Source organism: Rhodobacter sp. SGA-6-6 (assembly GCF_011043545.1).
Lineage (GTDB): Bacteria > Pseudomonadota > Alphaproteobacteria > Rhodobacterales > Rhodobacteraceae > Pseudogemmobacter.
Genome location: NZ_JAAKGP010000001.1, coordinates 430,934 through 450,176, shown reverse-complemented (window position 1 = coordinate 450,176; position 19,243 = coordinate 430,934). Strand labels below are relative to the sequence as shown.

General features: G+C 69.8%; 19 protein-coding genes. 8 read left to right on the top strand and 11 right to left on the bottom strand.

The genetic code is table 11. The features are described 5' to 3' along the window. Positions 1–71: 71 nt before the first annotated feature. Positions 72–938 (bottom strand): branched-chain amino acid aminotransferase, encoded by an 867-nt coding sequence (locus G5B31_RS02150; protein ID WP_165013316.1) that lies wholly within the window; start codon positions 936–938, stop codon positions 72–74. Positions 939–1,081: 143 nt separating this feature from the next. Here G5B31_RS02150 and G5B31_RS02145 point away from each other — a divergent pair, with 143 nt between their 5' ends. From G5B31_RS02145 to dxs, 6 genes are all read left to right on the top strand, one after another. Next, positions 1,082–1,579 carry a MarR family winged helix-turn-helix transcriptional regulator gene (locus G5B31_RS02145; protein ID WP_165013314.1) on the top strand — a complete coding sequence of 166 codons (498 nt, stop codon included), beginning with the start codon at positions 1,082–1,084 and terminating at the stop codon, positions 1,577–1,579. Further along, positions 1,576–2,274 (top strand): response regulator, encoded by a 699-nt coding sequence (locus G5B31_RS02140; RefSeq protein ID WP_165013312.1) that lies wholly within the window; start codon positions 1,576–1,578, stop codon positions 2,272–2,274. Before G5B31_RS02145 ends, G5B31_RS02140 begins: the two co-directional genes overlap by 4 nt. Positions 2,275–2,341: 67 nt before the next feature. After that, the gene (locus G5B31_RS02135; protein ID WP_165013310.1) at positions 2,342–3,250 is read left to right on the top strand and encodes a histone deacetylase family protein; all 909 of its coding nucleotides are present in this window, start codon (positions 2,342–2,344) and stop codon (positions 3,248–3,250) included. Further along, a complete protein-coding gene (locus G5B31_RS02130) occupies positions 3,247–3,486 on the top strand; it encodes an exodeoxyribonuclease VII small subunit (RefSeq protein ID WP_165013308.1) in 240 nt (79 codons plus the stop codon). The genes G5B31_RS02135 and G5B31_RS02130 overlap by 4 nt, the downstream gene beginning before the upstream one ends. Further along, entirely contained in the window at positions 3,483–4,352 is an 870-nt protein-coding gene (locus G5B31_RS02125) for a polyprenyl synthetase family protein (protein WP_346763867.1), read from the top strand. The genes G5B31_RS02130 and G5B31_RS02125 overlap by 4 nt, the downstream gene beginning before the upstream one ends. Positions 4,353–4,365: 13 nt before the next feature. Continuing rightward, positions 4,366–6,279 (top strand): 1-deoxy-D-xylulose-5-phosphate synthase, encoded by a 1,914-nt coding sequence (gene dxs / locus G5B31_RS02120; protein ID WP_165013306.1) that lies wholly within the window; start codon positions 4,366–4,368, stop codon positions 6,277–6,279. Between the two features lies 1 nt (position 6,280). On the opposite strand, the gene lpxK is transcribed toward dxs, so the two are convergent. The 3 genes from lpxK to G5B31_RS02105 are packed head-to-tail and all read right to left on the bottom strand — an operon-like array spanning position 6,281 to position 8,728. Continuing rightward, positions 6,281–7,279: a tetraacyldisaccharide 4'-kinase gene (lpxK, locus tag G5B31_RS02115; RefSeq protein ID WP_165013304.1), complete on the bottom strand. Its 999-nt coding sequence runs from the start codon at positions 7,277–7,279 to the stop codon at positions 6,281–6,283. Next, positions 7,279–8,472, bottom strand: coding sequence for a 3-deoxy-D-manno-octulosonic acid transferase (locus G5B31_RS02110; RefSeq protein ID WP_165013302.1), 1,194 nt, complete (start codon positions 8,470–8,472; stop codon positions 7,279–7,281). The genes lpxK and G5B31_RS02110 overlap by 1 nt, the downstream gene beginning before the upstream one ends. A 13-nt stretch (positions 8,473–8,485) precedes the next feature. After that, on the bottom strand, positions 8,486–8,728 hold the full coding sequence (locus G5B31_RS02105; RefSeq protein ID WP_165013300.1) for a DUF4170 domain-containing protein: 243 nt from the start codon (positions 8,726–8,728) through the stop codon (positions 8,486–8,488). A gap of 174 nt (positions 8,729–8,902) precedes the next feature. Between G5B31_RS02105 and G5B31_RS02100 the strand changes: the two genes are divergently transcribed. Next, positions 8,903–9,784, top strand: coding sequence for an SPFH domain-containing protein (locus G5B31_RS02100; RefSeq protein WP_165013298.1), 882 nt, complete (start codon positions 8,903–8,905; stop codon positions 9,782–9,784). Continuing rightward, the gene (locus G5B31_RS02095; RefSeq protein WP_165013296.1) at positions 9,785–10,066 is read left to right on the top strand and encodes an NfeD family protein; all 282 of its coding nucleotides are present in this window, start codon (positions 9,785–9,787) and stop codon (positions 10,064–10,066) included. A gap of 287 nt (positions 10,067–10,353) precedes the next feature. Here G5B31_RS02095 and phoU read toward each other — a convergent pair whose 3' ends face one another. From phoU to G5B31_RS02060, 7 genes are all read right to left on the bottom strand, one after another. Then, a complete protein-coding gene (phoU, locus tag G5B31_RS02090) occupies positions 10,354–11,070 on the bottom strand; it encodes a phosphate signaling complex protein PhoU (protein ID WP_165013294.1) in 717 nt (238 codons plus the stop codon). Between the two features lie 11 nt (positions 11,071–11,081). Then, a complete protein-coding gene (pstB, locus tag G5B31_RS02085; RefSeq protein ID WP_165013292.1) occupies positions 11,082–11,879 on the bottom strand; it encodes a phosphate ABC transporter ATP-binding protein PstB in 798 nt (265 codons plus the stop codon). 20 nt (positions 11,880–11,899) lie between these two features. Continuing rightward, a complete protein-coding gene (pstA, locus tag G5B31_RS02080) occupies positions 11,900–13,243 on the bottom strand; it encodes a phosphate ABC transporter permease PstA (RefSeq protein ID WP_165013290.1) in 1,344 nt (447 codons plus the stop codon). After that, positions 13,240–14,697, bottom strand: coding sequence for a phosphate ABC transporter permease subunit PstC (gene pstC, locus G5B31_RS02075; RefSeq protein ID WP_165013288.1), 1,458 nt, complete (start codon positions 14,695–14,697; stop codon positions 13,240–13,242). The genes pstA and pstC overlap by 4 nt, the downstream gene beginning before the upstream one ends. 72 nt (positions 14,698–14,769) lie before the next feature. Further along, positions 14,770–15,825 carry a substrate-binding domain-containing protein gene (locus tag G5B31_RS02070; RefSeq protein ID WP_165013286.1) on the bottom strand — a complete coding sequence of 352 codons (1,056 nt, stop codon included), beginning with the start codon at positions 15,823–15,825 and terminating at the stop codon, positions 14,770–14,772. A 111-nt stretch (positions 15,826–15,936) separates the two neighbouring features. After that, positions 15,937–16,911: a LuxR C-terminal-related transcriptional regulator gene (locus G5B31_RS02065; RefSeq protein ID WP_165013284.1), complete on the bottom strand. Its 975-nt coding sequence runs from the start codon at positions 16,909–16,911 to the stop codon at positions 15,937–15,939. Between the two features lie 21 nt (positions 16,912–16,932). Further along, on the bottom strand, positions 16,933–19,242 hold the full coding sequence (locus G5B31_RS02060) for a LamG domain-containing protein (RefSeq protein WP_165013282.1): 2,310 nt from the start codon (positions 19,240–19,242) through the stop codon (positions 16,933–16,935). Between the last annotated feature and the right edge of the window lies 1 nt (position 19,243).

The window sequence follows — 19,243 nt, the reverse complement described above, 5'->3', positions numbered from 1 at the left end:
TCGGGCAGCAAACGAAGAATCCCGGCCCCGCACAGAGGGCCGGGACCGGAGTTTCGGGCCGGGAAATCCGCTCAGGCGCGGACCAGCTTTTCGTATTCCGTGGCGACGCGCCTGGTCAGCTCGCCCACCTCGAACCGCCAGGGGCCGATCTCGCCCACCGGGGTGACCTCGGCGGCGGTGCCGGTCAGCCAGCACTGCTCGAAGCCTTCCAGTTCCTCGGGCAGGATGTGGCGCTCGTGGACCTTGATCTGCATGTCCTTCAGCATCCCGATCACGGTCTGCCGGGTGAGGCCGTTCAGGAAGCAGTCAGCCTTGGGCGTATGCACCTCGCCATCCTTGACGAAGAAGATGTTGGCCCCGGTCGCCTCGGCCACATAGCCGCGGTAATCATACATCATCGCGTCCGAGCAGCCCTTGGCCATCGCCGCGTGCTTCGACATGGTGCAGATCATGTAGAGGCCGGCGGCCTTGGCCTCCGACGGGATGGTCTCGGGGCTGGGGCGTTTCCATTTCGAGATGTCGAGCTTGGCGCCCTTGAACTTGGCATCGCCGTAATAGGCGCCCCAGGTCCAGCAGGCGATGCCGAGCCGCACCGGATTGCCCAGCGAGGCGACGCCCATCTCCTCGCCCGCGCCGCGGAAGGCGATGGCGCGGACATAGGCGTCGGTCAGGCCGTTGGCCTTCAGCACCTCTTCCTTGGCGGCGTCGATCTGGGCGGCGCTCCAGGGGATGTCCATGTCCAGGAGCTTGCCGGACTTGATCAGCCGCTCGGAATGCTCGGTCGACTTGAAGATCTTGCCGTTGTAGCAACGCTCGCCCTCGAACACCGAAGAGGCATAGTGCAGCGCATGGGTCAGGAGGTGGACCTTGGCGTCGCGCCAGTTCACCAGCGCGCCATCCATCCAGATGAATCCGTCGCGATCGTCATATCCAGCCATGAGGACACCTTTTGCTTTGCGAATCTTGCGCCTGAAAGGTCCGCACCGGACAGATTCTTGCGCCAAATCGTCGCCGTGTTACGGGTTGTGTCTTGGAATGTCAACAAGGCTGACGTAAATTCGGCTTGAAGATGGAGGTTGCGATGGCCGAACGCGCCGGGGGCGAAAGCCTGCTTTTCCTGACGGACGAGCAGTTGCGGAAGGGGATCGAGGCGATGTTCTTCGCCTATCGCGGCTTCACCGCCGATCCCGACCGGATATTGCAGGGGCTGGACTACGGCCGCGCCCATCACCGGGCGATCCATTTCATCCACCGCTCCCCCGGCACCACGGTGTCGAACCTGCTGTCGATCCTGGGCGTCACCAAGCAGAGCCTGAACCGGGTGCTGCGGACGCTGATCGACGACGGGCTGGTGCGCAGCGAGAAGGGAAGGGTGGACGGGCGCGAGCGGCATCTCTACCTGACCCAGAAGGGCGAGGCGCTGGAACGCCAGCTGTCGGACGCCCAGCGGGCGCGGATGCGGGCGGCCTATCGCGCCGCGGGCCCGGCGGCGGTGGCCGGCTTCCGGCAGGTGCTGGAGGCGATGATGGACCCGGAGATGCGCAACGCCTACAACCGGCTGAGGGAGGGCGGGGCATGAATTCCGGCGACGTGCATCTGCTGGTGGTCGACGACGACGAGCGCATCCGCGGCCTGTTGCAGAAGTTCCTGATCCGCAGCGGCTTCGTGGTGACGGTGGCGCGCGATGCGGCGCAGGCCCGGCGGCTGCTGGCGGGGCTGGAATTCGACCTGATCGTGCTGGACGTGATGATGCCGGGCGAGGACGGCATCAGCCTGACCCGCGACCTGCGCAGCCGGATGCAGGTGCCGATCCTGTTGCTGACCGCCAAGGGCGAGGCGGCGAACCGGATCGAGGGGCTGGAGGCCGGGGCGGACGACTACCTGGTCAAGCCCTTCGAGCCGAAGGAACTGCTCTTGCGGATCAACGCCATCCTGCGCCGGGTGCCGCAGGCCCGCCCCGAGGCTGCGGCGCCGAAGGTGCTGCATCTGGGCGGCGTGCGCTACGACATGGACCGCGGCGAGCTGTGGCGCGGCGAGTCGCTGGTGCGGCTGACGGCGACCGAGGCGGCCCTGATGCGGCTTTTCGCCAATGCCCCCGGTGTGGCGGTCAGCCGCGAGAGGCTGGTCGGCGACCTCGGCCGCGAGGATGTGGCGCAGGAACGCGCGGTGGACGTGCAGATCACCCGGCTGCGGCGGAAGATCGAGGAAGACCCGAAGTCGCCGCGCTACCTGCAGACGGTGCGGGGCGAGGGCTACATGCTGGCGCCGGATTGACTGCGGCCGGCGGCCGGGGGGCCAGCCCCCCGGACCCCCCGGGATATTTATGGACAGATGAAAGCGGATGATCGTCTTTTCCCATCCTGACTCTGCGACCCATGTGACCCCGCCGGGCCACCCCGAGCGGGTGGAGCGGATGACGGCGGTGGAGGCGGGGTTGCAGGGGCTGCCGGTGGAGCGGCGGGACTGTCCGCCGGGGACGCGTGAGGATGTGCTGCTGTGCCATCCGGCGGCGCATCACGACCGGATCGCGGCGGCGGTGCCTGCGGAGGGTTGGGCGCAGCTGGACGGCGACACCTTCCTGTCGCCCGGCTCCTACACCGCGGCGATGCGGGCGGTCGGCGGTATCGGCGCGGCGGTGGCGGCGGTGCTGGGCGGCGAGGCCGGGGCGGCCTTCGTCGGCTGCCGCCCGCCCGGCCACCATGCCGAGGCGCGCCGCGCCATGGGCTTCTGCCTGTTCGGCACGGTGGCCATCGGCGCCATGCGGGCGCTGGAGGGCCATGGGCTGCAACGGGTGGCCATCGTCGATTTCGACGTGCACCACGGCAACGGCACCCAAGACCTGATGTGGGACGAGGGGCGCTGCCTTTTCGCCTCCAGCCACCAGATGCCGCTCTATCCCGGCTCCGGCCGTCCCGAGGAACGCGGCGCCCATGGGCAGGTGCTGAATGTCCCCCTGCGGGGTGGCACCGATGGCGCGGCGATGCGCGCGGCTTACGAGCGTGTCATCCTGCCCGCCGTTGCCGACTGGAAGCCCGACCTGCTGCTGGTCTCCGCCGGCTTCGACGCGCATCGGGCCGATCCGCTGGCCGGGCTGGAGTGGGAGGCGGAGGATTTCCGCTGGCTCGCCGCCCGGCTGTGGGAGGTGTCGGGCGGGCGGGTGGTGTCCAGTCTGGAAGGCGGTTATGATCTCCCGGCCCTGTCCGAAAGCGTCAGGGCCTATGTGGACGAGATGGCGAGGCTTTCGGCATGACAGGCAAACCCCCGGCGGAAATGGCGTTCGAGGAGGCGATGGCGGCGCTGGAGGCCGTGGTCACCCAGCTGGAACGCGGCGAGGTGAAGCTGGAGGAATCCATCGCGCTTTACGAACGCGGCGCCGCGCTGAAGGCCCGTTGCGAGGTGCTGCTGCGCGAGGCCGAGGAAAAGGTCGAGAAGATCCGCCTGGCCGAGGGCCGTGCCGTCGGCACGGAGCCGGTGACCGGGCTGTGACCTTTCCCGAACGGCTGAAGGCGGATGCCGCGCTGGTTCAGGCGCGGCTGGACGCGGCGCTTTCCGGGCTGGCCGACCGGCCGGTGGTCCATGCCATGCGCTATGCGGTGCAGGGCGGCAAGCGGCTGCGCGCCTTCCTGGTGTTGGATTCGGCGCGGATGCTGGGGGTGGAGGAGGCCCGCGCCCTGCCGGTGGCGGCGGCGGTCGAGGCGCTGCACGCCTATTCCCTTGTCCATGACGACCTGCCGGCGATGGACGACGACGACCTGCGCCGGGGCCAGCCCACCGTTCATGTCAAATGGGACGAGGCCACGGCGATCCTGGCCGGCGACGCCTTGCAGACCCTGGCCTTCGGCCTGCTGGCCGATCCCGCCATCGGCCCGGCTGAGGCCCGGATCGCGCTGGTTGCCGGCCTCGCCCGCGCCTCGGGCGCCGAGGGGATGGTGCTGGGACAGGCGCTGGACATCGCGGCCGAGACCGCCGGGCGCAGCCTGACGCTGGCGGAGATCACCGAATTGCAGGCCGGCAAGACCGGCGCGCTGATCCGCTTCTCGGCCGAGGCCGGAGCGATTCTGGCCGGCGCCGACCCCGGGCCGCTGCGGGCCTATGCCGACGCGCTCGGCCTCGCCTTCCAGATCGCCGACGACATCCTCGACGTGACCGGCGATGCCGCCACCGCGGGCAAGCGGGTCGGCAAGGATGCCCGGGCGGGCAAGGCCACCTTCGTTTCCCTGCTCGGCCTGGACGGCGCGCGGGCGCGGGCGGCGGCGCTGGTGGCGGAGGCGGAGGCGGCGCTTGCGCCTTATGGACCTGCGGCAGGAAACTTGATCGCGGCGGCGCGGTTCTCTATTTCGCGTGACAGCTAGACAGGAGGGCGCCTTGCCCGAGCGACCCCTTACGCCGATCCTCGACCGCGTGACCGTGCCTTCGGACCTGAAGGCGCTGTCGGACCGCGAATTGCGCCAGCTGGCCGACGAGCTGCGGGCCGAGACCATCAGCGCGGTTTCCGTCACCGGCGGCCACCTCGGCGCCGGGCTCGGCGTGGTGGAGCTGACGGTGGCGCTGCACGCGGTCTTCGACACCCCGCGCGACAAGCTGGTCTGGGATGTCGGCCACCAGTGCTATCCGCACAAGATCCTGACCGGGCGGCGCGACCGCATCCGCACCCTGCGGATGGAGGGCGGGCTGTCCGGTTTCACCCGGCGCAGCGAATCGCCCTACGACCCATTCGGCGCGGCGCATTCCTCTACCTCGATCTCGGCCGCGCTCGGCTTCGCCGTGGCCGCCGATCTGGGCGGCGACCCGGGCGATGCCATCGCGGTGATCGGCGACGGCAGCATGTCCGCCGGCATGGCCTTCGAGGCGATGAACAACGCCGGCCACCTGAACCAGCGGCTGTTCGTCATCCTGAACGACAACGAGATGTCGATCGCCCCGCCGGTGGGGGCGCTGTCCAGCTATCTGAGCCGCCTCTATGCCGAGGCGCCGATGCAGGACCTGAAGCAGGTGGCGAAGGGCTTCGTCGGCCTGCTGCCGGAGCCGCTGCAGGAAGGTGCGCGGCGGGCGAAGGAGATGCTGAAGGGCATGGCCATCGGCGGGACCCTGTTCGAGGCTTTGGGCTTTTCCTATGTCGGCCCCATCGACGGGCACGACCTCGACCAGCTGCTGCCGGTGCTGCGCACGGCGAAGGCGCGGGCGACCGGGCCGATGCTGATCCATGTGCTGACCAAGAAGGGCAAGGGCTACGCCCCCGCCGAGAACTCCGCCGACCGCGGCCATGCCCGGGCGAAGTTCGACGTGATGACGGGCGAGCAGAAGAAGGTGCCGTCGAATGCCCCCAGCTACACCCGGGTCTTCGCCGAAAGCCTGATCCAGGAGGCCGAGCGCGACGAGAAGATCGTCGGCGTCACCGCGGCGATGCCGGACGGCACCGGGCTGGACCTGTTCGCCGGGCGCTTCCCGCGCCGGATGTTCGACGTAGGGATAGCCGAGCAACATGCGGTGACCTTCTCTGCCGGCCTCGCGGCGGGTGGGATGAAGCCGTTCTGCGCGATCTACTCCACCTTCCTGCAACGCGGCTACGATCAGGTGGTGCATGACGTGGCGATCCAGCGCCTGCCGGTGCGCTTCGCCATCGACCGCGCCGGGCTGGTGGGCGCGGACGGGGCGACCCATGCCGGGTCCTTCGACGTGGCCTTCCTGTCCAACCTGCCGGGCATGGTGGTGATGGCTGCGGCGGACGAGGCCGAGCTGCGGCACATGGTGGCGACCGCCGCCGCCTGGGACCAGGGCCCCATCGCCTTCCGCTACCCGCGCGGCGAGGGCTGTGGGGTGGAACTCCCCGCCCGCGGCGTGCCGCTGGAGATCGGCCGGGGCCGGGTGATGCGGGAAGGGTCGCGGGTGGCGCTGCTGTCCTTCGGCACCAGGCTTTCCGAGGTGCTGAAGGCCGCCGAGGCGCTGGCCGGCCGCGGCATGGCGCCGACCGTGGCCGACGCCCGCTTTGCCAAGCCGCTGGACCGCGACTTGATCCTGTGGCTGGCGCGCGGGCATGAGGCGCTGATCACCATCGAGGAGGGTGCCATCGGCGGCTTCGGCTCCCACGTCGCGCAACTGCTGGCCGAGGATGGCATCTTCGACCGCGGGTTCAAGTTCCGCTCGATGGTCCTGCCCGACATCTTCATCGACCAGGCCAGCCCCGAGGCGATGTATCGCGTCGCCGGCATGGACGCGGCGCAGATCGAGGCGAAAGTGCTGGAGGTGTTGGGGGTCTCGATGGTGGGCAAGCGGGCCTGATCTACCGCGCCAGCCCCAGCCGATCCAGCAGCGCATCCAGCGGCGCCCAGTCTTCCAGCTCCAGCCGCACCACCAGCACCAGCACCTTGGGGCGGAACCAGGCGGGCAGGCGGGCGGCGTCCTTCTCGGTCGTCACCAGCTGCGCGCCGATGGTCCGCGCCTCGTGCTCCAGCCGCCGCAGCATCGCGTCCTGGAACGGCTCGTGGTCCGACAGCGCCAGCGCGCGGGTGATCTGCGCGCCCTCGGCCCGCAGGGTGGCGAAGAACTTCTCGGGGTGGCCGATGCCGGCGAAGGCGATCACCCGCTCGCCCTGCCAGTCCATCCCCATCTGCAACGGCGCCAGCCGCCCCTTCAGATGCGGCAGCGCGACCGAACCGCCCCAGGCGGCCAGGAACCGCTCCTGCGCCGCCGGCTCGCCGATGGTCAGCAGCGCGTCGGCGCGGGCGAGGCCCTTCGCCACCGGCTCGCGCAGGGGCCCCGCCGGCAGGCAGCGGCCGTTGCCGAACCCCCGTTCGGCATCCGCCACCACCAGCGACAGGTCCTTGGCCACCGAGGGATTCTGGAAGCCGTCGTCCAGCAGAACGACTTGCGCCCCCGCACCCTCGGCTGCCCGCACCCCGGCGGCGCGGTCGCGGGAAATCCAGGTCGGCGCGAAGGCGGACAAGAGCAGCGGCTCGTCCCCGGTCTCAGCCGCGGTATGGCGGGCGGCATCCACCTGCACCGGGCCGGGCAGGCTGCCGCCATGGCCGCGGCTGACGATGTGCACCGTCAGCCCCCACGCCAGCAGGCGCTGCGCCAGGGCGATGGCGGTGGGGGTCTTTCCGGTGCCGCCCGCGTTCAGGTTGCCGATGCAGATCACCGGGACTGCGGCCCGATAGCCCGGCCCCCGCGCCAGCCGCCTTGCGGTGGCGGCGGCATAGAGCCAGCCGAGGGGCGCCAGCAGCCGTGCCGCCAGGGCGGGCCGGTCGGGCGGGGTGAACCAGAAGCCGGGCGCGCGCATCAGCCGTCTCCCTCCAGCGTGCCGCGGATACGGGACAACAGCGCCTCGGTCGCCTCGGCCCCGTCCGAGGCCACGGTCCAGGCCGCATGCGCCAGCCGGGCCGAACGGTCGGGCGACAGCAGGTCCCCCATCGCCTCGGCCAGGTCCTGCGCCGAGGCGACGGCCCGCGCCGCCCGCGCCGCGCCGAGGCGGCCGAAGGCGGCGCCATGCACCCCGGCCCGCGGCCCGTGCAGGATGGCGGAGCCGAGCGCGGCGGCCTCCATCGGGTCGCGGATCGCGCCGGTGCCGGAGAGACTGCCGCCGAGGAAGGTGATCGGGGCCAGCCGATACCACAGGCCGATCTCGTCGGGGTTGTCGACCAGGAACAGCTCGGTCTGCGCCTCCGGCTCCTCCTCGCGGGCGCGGCGGGCGATGGCCCAGTCCTCGGCCTCGGCGCGGGCGGCGATGGCTTCGGCCCGGTCGGGGCGTTCCGGCAGCAGGATCAGCAGCAGCCGGTGCGACTGGCGCAGCGCCGCCCGGTGGGCGGTGAAGACGGCCTCCTCCTCGGCCTCCGGCAGGGCGGCGGCGAACCAGACCGGGCGGGTGGCGAAGGTGGCGGCCAGCGCCGCCCGCTCGGCCTCGTTGCAGCTAAGGACGGCCGAGGGCTCCTCCAGCCGTCCGGTCACCGCCACCGCCGAGGGCGGCGCTCCGGCGCGGCGGAAGGCGCGGGCCGAGGCCTCGTCCAGCGCGCCGATCCAGCGGAAGGGCGTCAGCGACCCGCGGATCACCCCCGGGAACCAGCCGTCGCGGTCCCGCGGCAGCCGCGGCGCGCGGGCATCGGCCATCAGCAGCGGCAGCCGCCGCAGCGCGGCCTCGCGCACCAGCGCCGGGCGCAGCTCTCCCTCGGCGAAGAGGCAGAGGTCGGGGCGCCAGTGGTCGAGGAAGGCGCGCGCCTCGGCCGGCGTATCCGGCGGCGGCGGCTGCACCAGCGCGCCGGGCTGGTCGGGCAGCGGGTCGGGGCAGGTGACCAGGCAGGGCACCCCGTCCTCCAGCCACAGCCGCCGCGCCAGCTCGCGCAGGCCGCGGGCCGCCGCGGCCTCGGGCGCGTGCAGCCAGGCCAGCTGGCCGGTCGGCCGCGCCGGGCGGGGCACGTCCTTGCCCGCCTCGCGCCGGTGGCCGAGCCCGTAGAGCGTGAGGCCGAGTTTCAGCGCCATGGCGGGCCCGCGGTCAGCCCAGTTCCTCGGTCGGCGAGGCGGCCTTGCCCTCGTCCCGCAGCCGGTGGATGTGGGCGATGAAATAGCGCATGTGGGCATTGTCGACCGTGCGCTGCGCCTCGGCCTTCCAGGCCCGGAAGGCGCTGTCGTAATCGGGGAACATGCCGACGATATGGATCTGCGACACGTCCCGGAAGACGTTCTTCTGCGGATCGACAAGCTCTCCGCCGAAGACGAGGTGAAGGCGTTGGGTCATTTTTGCCTCGGGTGGTTCCAATGCCGCGCAGGGTAGACCGAAGCGGCCCCGGGCGAAAGGTGCCGCGATGCGGCGAGGGCGCGCGGGTCGGGGCAACGGCACTTGCGCGAGGGGGCGTCCGGGGCCAGACTGCGGGCTGCCCGGTGCGGGCTTTTTTCCGGCAGGAGGCCAGACATGGATTTTCAGGACCTGATCGGCGGGAACGCGGTGTTCCTTGCCATCGCCGCATTCATCATCCTTTGCATCTTCCTCGGCGTGCGGATCGTGCCGCAAAGCGAGAAACACGTGGTCGAACGCTTCGGACGGCTGCACAAGGTCCTCGGGCCGGGGATCAACTTCGTGGTGCCCTTCCTCGACCGGATCGCCCACAAGGTCTCGGTGCTGGAACGCCAGCTCCCCACCGCCAGCCAGGACGCCATCACCGCCGACAACGTGCTGGTGAAGGTCGAGACCAGTGTCTTTTACCGCGTCACCGAGCCGGAGAAGACCGTCTACCGCATCCGGGACGTGGACGGCGCGATCGCGACGACTGTGGCCGGGATCGTCCGCTCCGAGATCGGCAAGCTGGAGCTGGACCAGGTGCAGTCGAACCGGGCGCAACTGATCGAGCGGGTGCGCGAGCAGGTCACCGCCATGGTCGACGACTGGGGCGTCGAGGTGACGCGGGCCGAGATCCTGGACGTGAACCTGGACGAGGCCACCCGCGCCGCGATGCTGCAGCAGCTGAACGCCGAACGGGCGCGGCGGGCGCAGGTGATGGAGGCCGAGGGCAAGAAGCGTTCGGTCGAACTGGCGGCGGATGCGGAGCTTTACGCCGCCGAGCAGCAGGCCAAGGCCAAGCGGGTGACGGCGGATGCCGAGGCCTATGCCACCGGCGTCATTGCCGAGACCATCAAGGAAAGCGGGCTGGAGGCGGCGCAATACCAGGTGGCGCTGAAGCAGGTGGAGGCGATGCAGGCCATCGCCGTGGGCCACGGCAAACAGACCATCCTGGTGCCGGCCAACATGCTGGAAGCCTTCGGAGATGCTTTCAAGATGCTGAAAGGACGGGGATAGATGCCGGAACAGATCTGGACCGTATGGTGGGCCTGGGTCGTGCTGGGGTTCCTGCTGGGAATCCTGGAGATCATCGCGCCCGGCTACATCTTCCTGGGCTTCGCCATCGGCGCGGTGCTGACCGCGGTGGTGGCGGCGCTCGGGCTGACCACTTCTCTGCCGCTGCTGCTGCTGATCTTCGCGGTGGCCTCGGTCGTCGCCTGGCTGGTGCTGCGCAAGGTGATGGGCGTGCGCGAGGGCCAGGTGAAGATCTGGGACCGCGACATCAACGACAGCCCCTGAGCGGATCGGCACCCGGAGCGCCTTGCCCGGTGGGCTTGGCGAAGGCCATCGCCTTCGCCATGGCGCACCGCTTCAACTGGACCGGCCGGGCCTTAAAGGCCCGGCCAGCGCCCGCCCCGCCCTCGGCGGGCGCTTCTCGCCCGCCGGGTCGGGCGCTGGCCTCTCGGGTCTCGTGCTGCCCACCGTCTGCGGTTGAACCGTTGCGCACGGGCGGGGCGAGGCAGTGCCTCGCCTGATCCCGCCCGGCCAAGCCGTTGATCGGTTCTTGGCCGGACGCTCCGACTGCCTCAGCTGACCGTCTTCGAGGCCGAAGGGAAATCCGCCTTCGGCCGGGCCTCCTCGGGCATCCTGCCGGTGGCGAGGTAGATCGCCTGTTCGGCGATGCCGGTGGCGTGGTCGCCCGCGCGCTCGATGTTCTTGGCGATGAAATGCAGGTGCATCGAGGGGGTGATGTTCGACTGGTTCTCCAGCATATGCGTCAGCAGCGACCGGAACAGCGTGTTGTAGATCTGGTCGATGTCCACGTCGCGGCCCCGCACCTCGGCCGCCAGCCTGGCGTCCTTGCGGGTCAGGGCGCGCATCGCCTCTTCCAGCATCACCGCGACCAGCTTGGCCATCCGGCGGATGGTGCCGGTGGCGCCCTCGACCTGACGCGCCTGCGCCAGCGGCAGGGTGCGCTTGGCGACGTTCTTCGCCAGATCGCCCACCCGTTCCAGGCTGGCCGAGGTGCGCATCACCGCCAGGATCAGCCGCAGGTCGCTGGCCGTCGGCCCGCGACGGGCGATCAGCCCCGCGGCATCGAGATTGATCTGCTCGTCCAGTGCGTCGATGGCCTTGTCGGCGGCGATCAGCTTTTCGGCCGCCGCGATGTCCTGCGCCTCCAGCGCCGAGGCGCTGTCGACCAGCGCGCGTTCGACCAGGCCGCTCATCAGCACCAGCTGGGCCAGCAGCGCCTCGATCTCGCGGTCGAAGCTGGGGGCGATGTGGGGGGTGTCGGTGGTCATGGTCCGGCTCCTTACCCGATGCGCCCGGTGATGTAGCTTTCGGTGCGCGGGTCCTGCGGGTTGGTGAAGATCTGCTGGGTGTCGCCGTATTCGACCAGGTTGCCGAGGTGGAAGAAGGCGGTCTTCTGGCTGACGCGGGCGGCCTGCTGCATCGAATGGGTGACGATCACCACCGAATACCGCTCGCGCAGCTCGTCGATCAGCGCCTCCACCTGCGCGGTGGCGATCGGGTCCAGCGCCGAGCAGGGCTCGTCCATCAGCAGCACCTCCGGCCCGGTCGCCACCGCGCGGGCGATGCACAGCCGCTGCTGCTGGCCGCCCGACAGGCCGGTGCCGGGGGCTTGCAGGCGGTCCTTCACCTCGTTCCACAGCGCGGCGCGGCGCAGCGAGGTTTCCACGATCTCGTCCAGATCGGCGCGGGTCCGCGCCAGCCCGTGGATGCGCGGGCCATAGGCCACGTTGTCGTAGATCGACTTCGGGAAGGGATTGGGCTTCTGGAACACCATGCCGATGCGCGCGCGCAACTGCACCGGGTCCACCCGCTTGTCGTAGATGTCCTGCCCGTCCAGCAGGATCTTCCCTTCGACCCGGGCGCTGGCCACGGTGTCGTTCATCCGGTTCAGGCAGCGCAGGAAGGTGGACTTGCCGCAGCCCGAGGGGCCGATGAAGGCGGTGGTGGTGCGGTCGAGGATGTCGACCGACACGTCCTTCAGCGCATGGTTGGTGCCGTAGTAGACCTGCACGCCGGAGGCCGCGATGCGGGGCTTCAGGGCGGCGGCGTCGATGACGGGGGTTTGCATGGCGTTCATGTCCATTTGCCTGTCGTGTTTTACCAGCGGCGCTCGAACCGGCGGCGGAGGAGGATTGCGGTGGCGTTCATGGCGATCAGGAAGACCAGAAGGACGATGATCGCCCCCGAGGCCCGTTCGACGAAGGCCGGATCGGCCCGCTGGGTCCATTGGTAGACCTGCACCGGCAGGGCCGAGGCGGGCTCCATGAACCCCTGCGGCGGGGCGGAGGGATAGTCCTTGACGAAGGCGACCATGCCGATCAGCAAGAGCGGCGCGCTTTCGCCCAGGGCGCGGGCGAGGCCCAGGATGGTGCCGGTCAGGATGCCCGGCATCGCCAGCGGCAGGACGTGGTGGAAGATCGTCTGCATCCGGCTGGCGCCGACGCCGAGCGCGGCATCGCGGATCGAGGGCGGCACCGCCTTCAGCGCGGCGCGGGTGGCGATGATGATCGTCGGCAGCGTCATCAGCGTCAGCACCAGCCCGCCGACGACGGGCGCCGATTGCGGCAGGCCCATGAAGTTGATGAACAGCGCCAGCGCCAGGATGCCGTAGACGATGGCCGGCACCGCGGCGAGGTTGGCGATGTTCACCTCGATGATGTCGGTCCAGCGGTTCTGCGGCGCCAGTTCCTCGAGGTAGATCGAGGCGGCGACGCCGATGGGCAGCGACAGCACCAGCACGATGATCATCATGTAGAGCGAGCCGAGCATGGCCACCCCCAGCCCCGCCGATTCGGGCCGCAGTTCCGAGGCGTCGGCATTGGTGAAGAACGAGGGGTTGAAGGCTAGGGAGAGCATCCCGTGGTCCTTCATCGCCTGCACCACCTCCAGCTGCTCGGGCGAGACGTTGCTGTCCAGCCGGGCGCTTTCCATGGTGACGCGGCCCTTCAGGAAGCCGTCCACCCTTCCGCTGGCCAGCGCCCTGAACGGCACGGTCTGGCCCACCAGCGAGGGGTCGGCCAGCACCATGTCGCGCAGCCGGCGCGGCGCCTCGTCCGACAGCAGGGCGGAGACCTGCTTGGTCGTAAGCGCCGAGGTGTCGATCCCGGCCCCGGCCAGCCCCTCGACCAGCGCGGCGCCGATGATCTTGCCGTAGCCGACGGTGGTGACCTTCTTCATATCTTCCGGGTTGCGGTTGCCGGCCTTGTCCAGCACCGCGGCGTCCAGCGTCACCTGCAGCTCGATCCCGGTCTGGCGGAAGGAGGACAGCCCGTTGCCCAGGATCGAGACCAGCAGGAACACCAGCGCCAGGATGCCGACCGCCACCGCGGCCATGCCGTAGAAGCGGAACCGGGCCTCGGCAGCGTTGCGGCGGCGGGTGCGGGCGTCGGCCTCGAACAGCGAGCGCGGCGCGTGGGGAAGGCCCGCGGAAAGGTCGGTCATTCGTATTGCTCCCGGTATTTGCGCACGATGAACAGCGCCAGGACGTTCAGGCCCAGGGTGAAGACGAAGAGCGTCAGGCCGAGGGCGAAGGCGACCAGCGTCTCGGGGCTGGCGAATTCGGTGTCGCCGGTCAGCTGGCTGACGATCTTCACCGTGACGGTGGTCATCGCCTCGAACGGGTTCATCGACAGCTTGGCGGCGGCGCCCGCGCCCATCACCACGATCATGGTCTCGCCGATGGCGCGGCTGGCGGCCAGAAGGATGGCGCCGACGATGCCGGGTAGGGCGGCGGGCAGCACCACCTGCCGCACGGTTTCGGACGGGGTGGCGCCCAGGCCGAAGGAGCCGTCGCGCATCGCCTGCGGCACGGCGTTGATGATGTCGTCGGACAGCGAGGAGACATAGGGGATCAGCATGATCCCCATCACCAGCCCGGCGGTGGCGACCGAGGAGGAGCTGTCCCCCAGCCCCAGCGGCATCGCCAGCCAGTCGCGCAACAGCGGCCCGACGGTGATCAGCGCGAAGAGGCCGTAGACGATGGAGGGGATGCCGGCCAGGATCTCCAGCGCCGGCTTGGCGAGGCCCCGGACGGTGGGCGAGGCATATTCCGACAGGTAGATCGCGGCGAGGATGCCAAGCGGCACCGCCACGACCAGCGCCACGAAGGAGACATAGAGCGTGCCCCAGACCAGCGGCCAGACCCCGAGGCTGGAGCCGCCGCCGAACTTCGGGTTCCAGGTCAGCGAGAAGAAGAAGTCCTTCGCGGGGTAGAGCCGGAAGAAGTGCCAGCTTTCGAAGACCAGCGACAGCACGATGCCCAGCGTGGTCAGGATGGCGATGGTGGAGGCGCCGATCAGCAGCACGCGGATGAAGCTTTCCACGATGTTGCGGGCGCGCAGATCGGGCGTGATGCGGAAGGCGGCGTAGAGGAGGCCGCCGACCGCCAGCGCCAGCACCGCGGCGGCCATCGCCAGCCGGCCGGTGTTGGCGAGGCTGCGGTAGGACTTGGCGGCCTCGAAGACATTGGGGCTGACGGTTTCCGCCACGGCGACGCCGACGCCGCCCAGCCGGCCGCGGATGTCGCTGAGGTCGGCGCGCATGGTGGCCAGCAGGTCCTCGTCCATGCCGCGGGCGACCAGGATGTCCAGCCCGGCGGCGATCCGGCGCACGTCGGCCATCACCAGCGCATGGCTGGACCCCTGCGGCACATCCGCCGCGGTGATCATGGCGGCGGTGCTGCGGTCCACCACCACCGGCTGCACCAGCAGCCACAGCACCATCGCCAGGAAGGCCGGCACGGCGGTGAACAGGAAGACCGAGGCGCCGTAGTAGGAGGGCAGCGAATGCAGCCTGCGCATGTCGCCGCCGGCGGCGGCAAGGGCGCGCTGGCGGCCGAGAAGATATCCCAGGGCGGCAAGGCCCAGAACGATCAGCGAGAGGAGAGCGATGCTCATGGTCCTGCGTCCGAAGGGGAAAGGGGGGTGGCGGCAGGGAGCGTGCCGCCACCGGGTCGGGCTAGCGCCGGATCACTCCAGCGGGCCCATCGGGGTTTCGGCGGCGACGGCGGCCTGGGTCGCGGCCAGTTCCGGGTCCGACACCAAGCCGTAGGCGGCCAGCGGGCCGTCGGGGCCGGCCATGTCGTCGCTGACGAAGAACTCGATGTAGTCCTTCAGGCCGGGGATCACGCCGATATGTGCCTTCTTGACGTAGAAGAACAGCGGACGCGACACCGGGTATTCTCCGCTGGCGATGGTCTCGACCGAGGGGGTGATGCCCGACATGGCGGCGACCTTCAGCTTGTCGGTGTTGTTCTGGTAGAACGACAGGCCGAAGATGCCGATGGCGTTCTTGTTGGCGTCGATCCGGGCCAGCGTCTCGGTATAGTCGCCGTCGATGTCGACCGAGGCGCCGTCGGTGCGCAGCGCCAGGCATTTCTCGGCGGCTTCCGCCTTCTTGGCCTCGTCGTCGGCCCCGGTGGAGGCGGCGACGAAGGCGTCGTAGGCGCCCGAGCCCTTGCAGCCCTGCTCCAGCACGTTCAGGTCGAAGACCTCGCGGGTGCCGTGCTTGGTGCCCGGGATGAAGGCCAGGATGTTCTGCGCCGGCAGCGCGGCGTCCACGTCGGCCCAGGTCTTGTTCGGGTTGGCGACCACCGCGCCGTCCTTCACCACTTCGGCGGCCAGCGCGTTGAACCACTGTTCGGGGGTGAAGGCGAAGTCCGGCCCGGCGATGTCGGAGGCGAAGACGATGCCGTCATAGCCGATGCGGACTTCCATGATCTCGGTCACGCCGTTCTGCGCGCAGAGGTCGATGTCCGACTGCTTGATCCGGCTGGAGGAGTTGGCGATGTCGATGGTGTTCTCGCCCACGCCCTCGCACAGCTTCTTGCGGCCCGCGCCCGAGCCGCCGCCTTCCACCACCGGGGTCGGGAAGTCGAAGTTCTCGCCGAAGGCCTCGGCCACGATGGTGGCATAGGGCAGCACGGTCGAGGACCCGGCGATCTGGATGTTGTCGCGGGCCTGCGCCACGCCTGCGGTCATAGCGCCGATGGCAAGCACCGAAGTGCAAAGCAACACGGGTTTCATGAGTGTCTCCTGGATTTGGCCGGCAGATCGGCACGCGCCCCGGATAAGCGCGCTGCGTGACAGTCATGTGCGGGTTTTGTAAAGCCTGTGTGACAAACCGGCTTTCGCGGGTCAGCCCAGCGTGTTCACCATGGCGGCCAGCGCCGCCCGGTTGTCGACCTGCAGCTTCTGGTAGATCGACTGGGTCTGGTTGCGCACCGTGGCCGGGGCCAGCCCCAGATGGCGCGCGACTTCCTTGGCGCTTTTCCCCTCTGCCAGTTCGCGCGCCACTTCGCGCTCGCGGCTGGTCAGCAGGTCGAAGCGGTGCAGCCGCCGCAGGGTGATCCGCCGAAGCCCCATGCCCTGCAGCCGCGGTGCGGCCTCCACCGTCACCACCAGGTCGCGGTCGGGCAGGATGTGGCTGCCGGGTCGGCCGATCAGCCCGGCCAGCTGCTCGGGCAGGCGGTCGCCGGTCCAGCGCGGCCAGATGTCGCCGAACCGCTCGCGCAGCAGCGGCAGGCCGAGGAGGCCGATGCCGTTCTCCGAGGCGAGGATCGAGACCGAGCCGGGCGCCGAGGCCCGCCCCGGTTCGGCCACCGACAGCTTCATCGCGGCGGACAGCTGGTCCACCGCGCATTGCAGGAAGTCGCGCTCGGCATCCGACCAGGCCCGGGCCCGCGCGCCGACGCGGTAGGAGGAGATGTAGAAGCTGGCGTGATTGCCGTAATGCCCGTTCATTGCCGTGGTGATCCGGCGCAGGCCGTAGCGGTCCGACAGGCTGGTCATGCCGTCGTTCTGCCGCGGCTGGGTGCGGTCGTAGATCGCTGTCTCGCCGGGGTTCTCCAGCATGTAGCGGGCCAGCAGGTCCTGTTCGGACATGGTCTTCCAGTAGTCGTGGAAGCCGTCCGGCAGGTCCAGCGTGGCATTGGCATAGACCTCCACCCCTTCGGCCCGCAGGGTGGCCCAGCCATACCAGGCGGCATCGAAGCCCAGCGTGCGGGACAGGTCGCCGACCGCCCAGCGGGCCAGCCCCTCCGCATCCTGTTCAAGGCTGCGGTGCTGCATCTCGGTCACGAACCGAGAGAAGCTGGCGATGCCTGGCTTCATCCTCCCCCTTCGGACGGCTGCTCAGCGCCAGAGCGTCTCGTCGCCGGTGTATCGATACCCTGGCAGGGGGCCGTCCCTGAGGAAGGCATTCAACACGTTCCGCATGATTCGGGCCACGTTGTTTTCGCCGCCCTTGCAGGGCAGGGCCTGGCTCCAGGCGATGGAGCCGGCGGCGAAGCAGGCGCCGTTTTCCGGCGTGGTGAACCAGATCATGTCGCCGCGCACCTGCGCATCCTGGGTGCCGCCGCGGCCGGGGAAGGCATAGGTCACTTCCTCGCTGACCAGCGGATAGTTGTCGGAATGGCCGGAGGTGGAGGCCACCAGCAGCGTATGCGGCGGGGTGCCGAGGCCGAGTTCGTAGCGGTCCAGCTCGATCCCGCCGGCGCCACCGGCGGCAAGGCCGAAGTCGCCGATAGGCTCCTCGTCGCCAATGCCCTCGAAGATCCAGGCCGCGCGCTTGTGGTAGCTGTCCGGCATCCGCTCGAACGGCTGGCTTTCGTCCATCCCCTCGGCGGTGAAGCCCAGGCCGACGATCTTCTGCGGCGCCCGCCCGCGCGACCGCCAGAGGCCGGATTTCTGCCCGGTGCAGGCCAGATAGCCTTCGCCTGGCTCCGCCTGCCAGGCGCGGCTGCCGGTGTCCAGCTTGCGCACCTCGATGCAATGCGGCTCGTCCTTGCGGGTGCCGGTGACCCAGTAATAGCCGTTGCCGCCGATATACATCAGCCGCCCGCCAGTCCGCAGATAGGCCTCCGTCGCGTCCATCATCTGCTCGGAGTAATACTCCGGGTGCGTCCCGTTCATCACCGCCTTGTAGGGCTTCAGGCAGTCCACCCCCTCGGCGTGCAGGTCGTGGTCGGTGATCAGGTCATAGTCGTAGCCCGCGTGCTCCAGCCACCAGATCAGCGACAGATCGGCCGGCAGCGCCCAGGGGAAGTTCATCGCCGGCAGCCGGTAGCGCGGCCGCAGGGTGATGATCGGCCGGCGCCACGAGGAATAACAGCAGCCGGCGCCGTCGGAATGGTGGTCGTAGGTGGAAAGCCCGAATTCCTCCAGCTTCTTGTATTCCAGGTCCTCTTCGTTCAGCACCGGGGTATGGGCGGTGATCGCCTGGGCGATGGGGGCCTCGTAACTGAGGTGCTCGTTGGCATAGGCCAGATAGGTGAAGGTCGGCAGCAGCAGCGCCAGCTTCGCCTTCGGCGCCTTGGGGCGGACGATGAAGGGGATGGAATCCTGCCCGCCCCCGGCCTCGATCCGCAGGCAGTAGACGCCGGATTTCAGGTCGTCCGGCAGGGCCAGGGTGAAGGTCTTCTCCCAGCGGCAGTCGGTCATGGCGTCGTCGTGGTAATGGACGCCGCCGAAGGTTTCCGGGGCCAGCCGGTAGCTGTCCTCGCCGCGCCAGTTGAAGCCGGTCATGCAGCGGACCGGGCGGTTGACGCCCTGCATGGGAATGCCGTGCGGCCCGGTGTCGGGGATCGTGTCGCCCACGCCCTCGCGGCCGAGGTTGGCGGTGGGGTCCCAGAAGGCCAGCAGCCCGTCCTGCGGCGGTGTCTCGCCGCGCGAAAGCGCCTCCACCTCCGCCCTGTCCAAGGGCCGGTCATAGACCCCGGCCCGGTCGATCTTGCCGTTGTAGAGGAAGCCGCCGTGATGCCCGCGCACCGGGTTCTCCGCGGTGGCGGCGGCCAGCTTGAAGCTGGCGTCGGCGCCGGTGGCGGCGGGGCGGTGGCGCAGCACCTCCCTGATCCAGCTGTCGGGCTGGAACGGCACCACGGTGGAGATGCGGCTGTTCCACGGGTTGACGGTGTTGATCAGGTGCAACTCGGCCTTGCCGCTGGCCCCGTCGAAACTGGCCGCCACGAAATACCAGCAGCGCGGGACCAGCGTCACCTCGGTCCTGATCTCGTCGACATGGGCGCCGTCGCCGATCCACAGCGCCACATGCCCGTCCGGGTCGATGCCGAGGCCGAAGCCCTTGGACGGGCCGATGGCCCACCGGCCCATGATCTGCTGCCGCTCCGCCTTCGGCGCGGTAGGATGGACATGGGCGAAGAGGGTGAAGGAGGTCAGCCCGTCCAGCCGCCCCTCCGGGTCCTCGGCCCGGGCGAAGCTGCCCACCTGGGTGAACTGCCGCTTCACCGCGATCTCGGCCGGCAGGGCCAGGTCCACCGCTTCCTCGACATGGCCCGGCCCCTCCGGGTTCTCGTCGCCGTGCAGCACCCGCACCAGCCGCGGCGTGACCGTCTCGCGCCCCTCGACCGAGATCATGAAATCCACCGTGCCGCCCGCCCGGGCGCAGAGCGGATCGGCATAGCCGAAGATGCGGGTGTTGGTCATG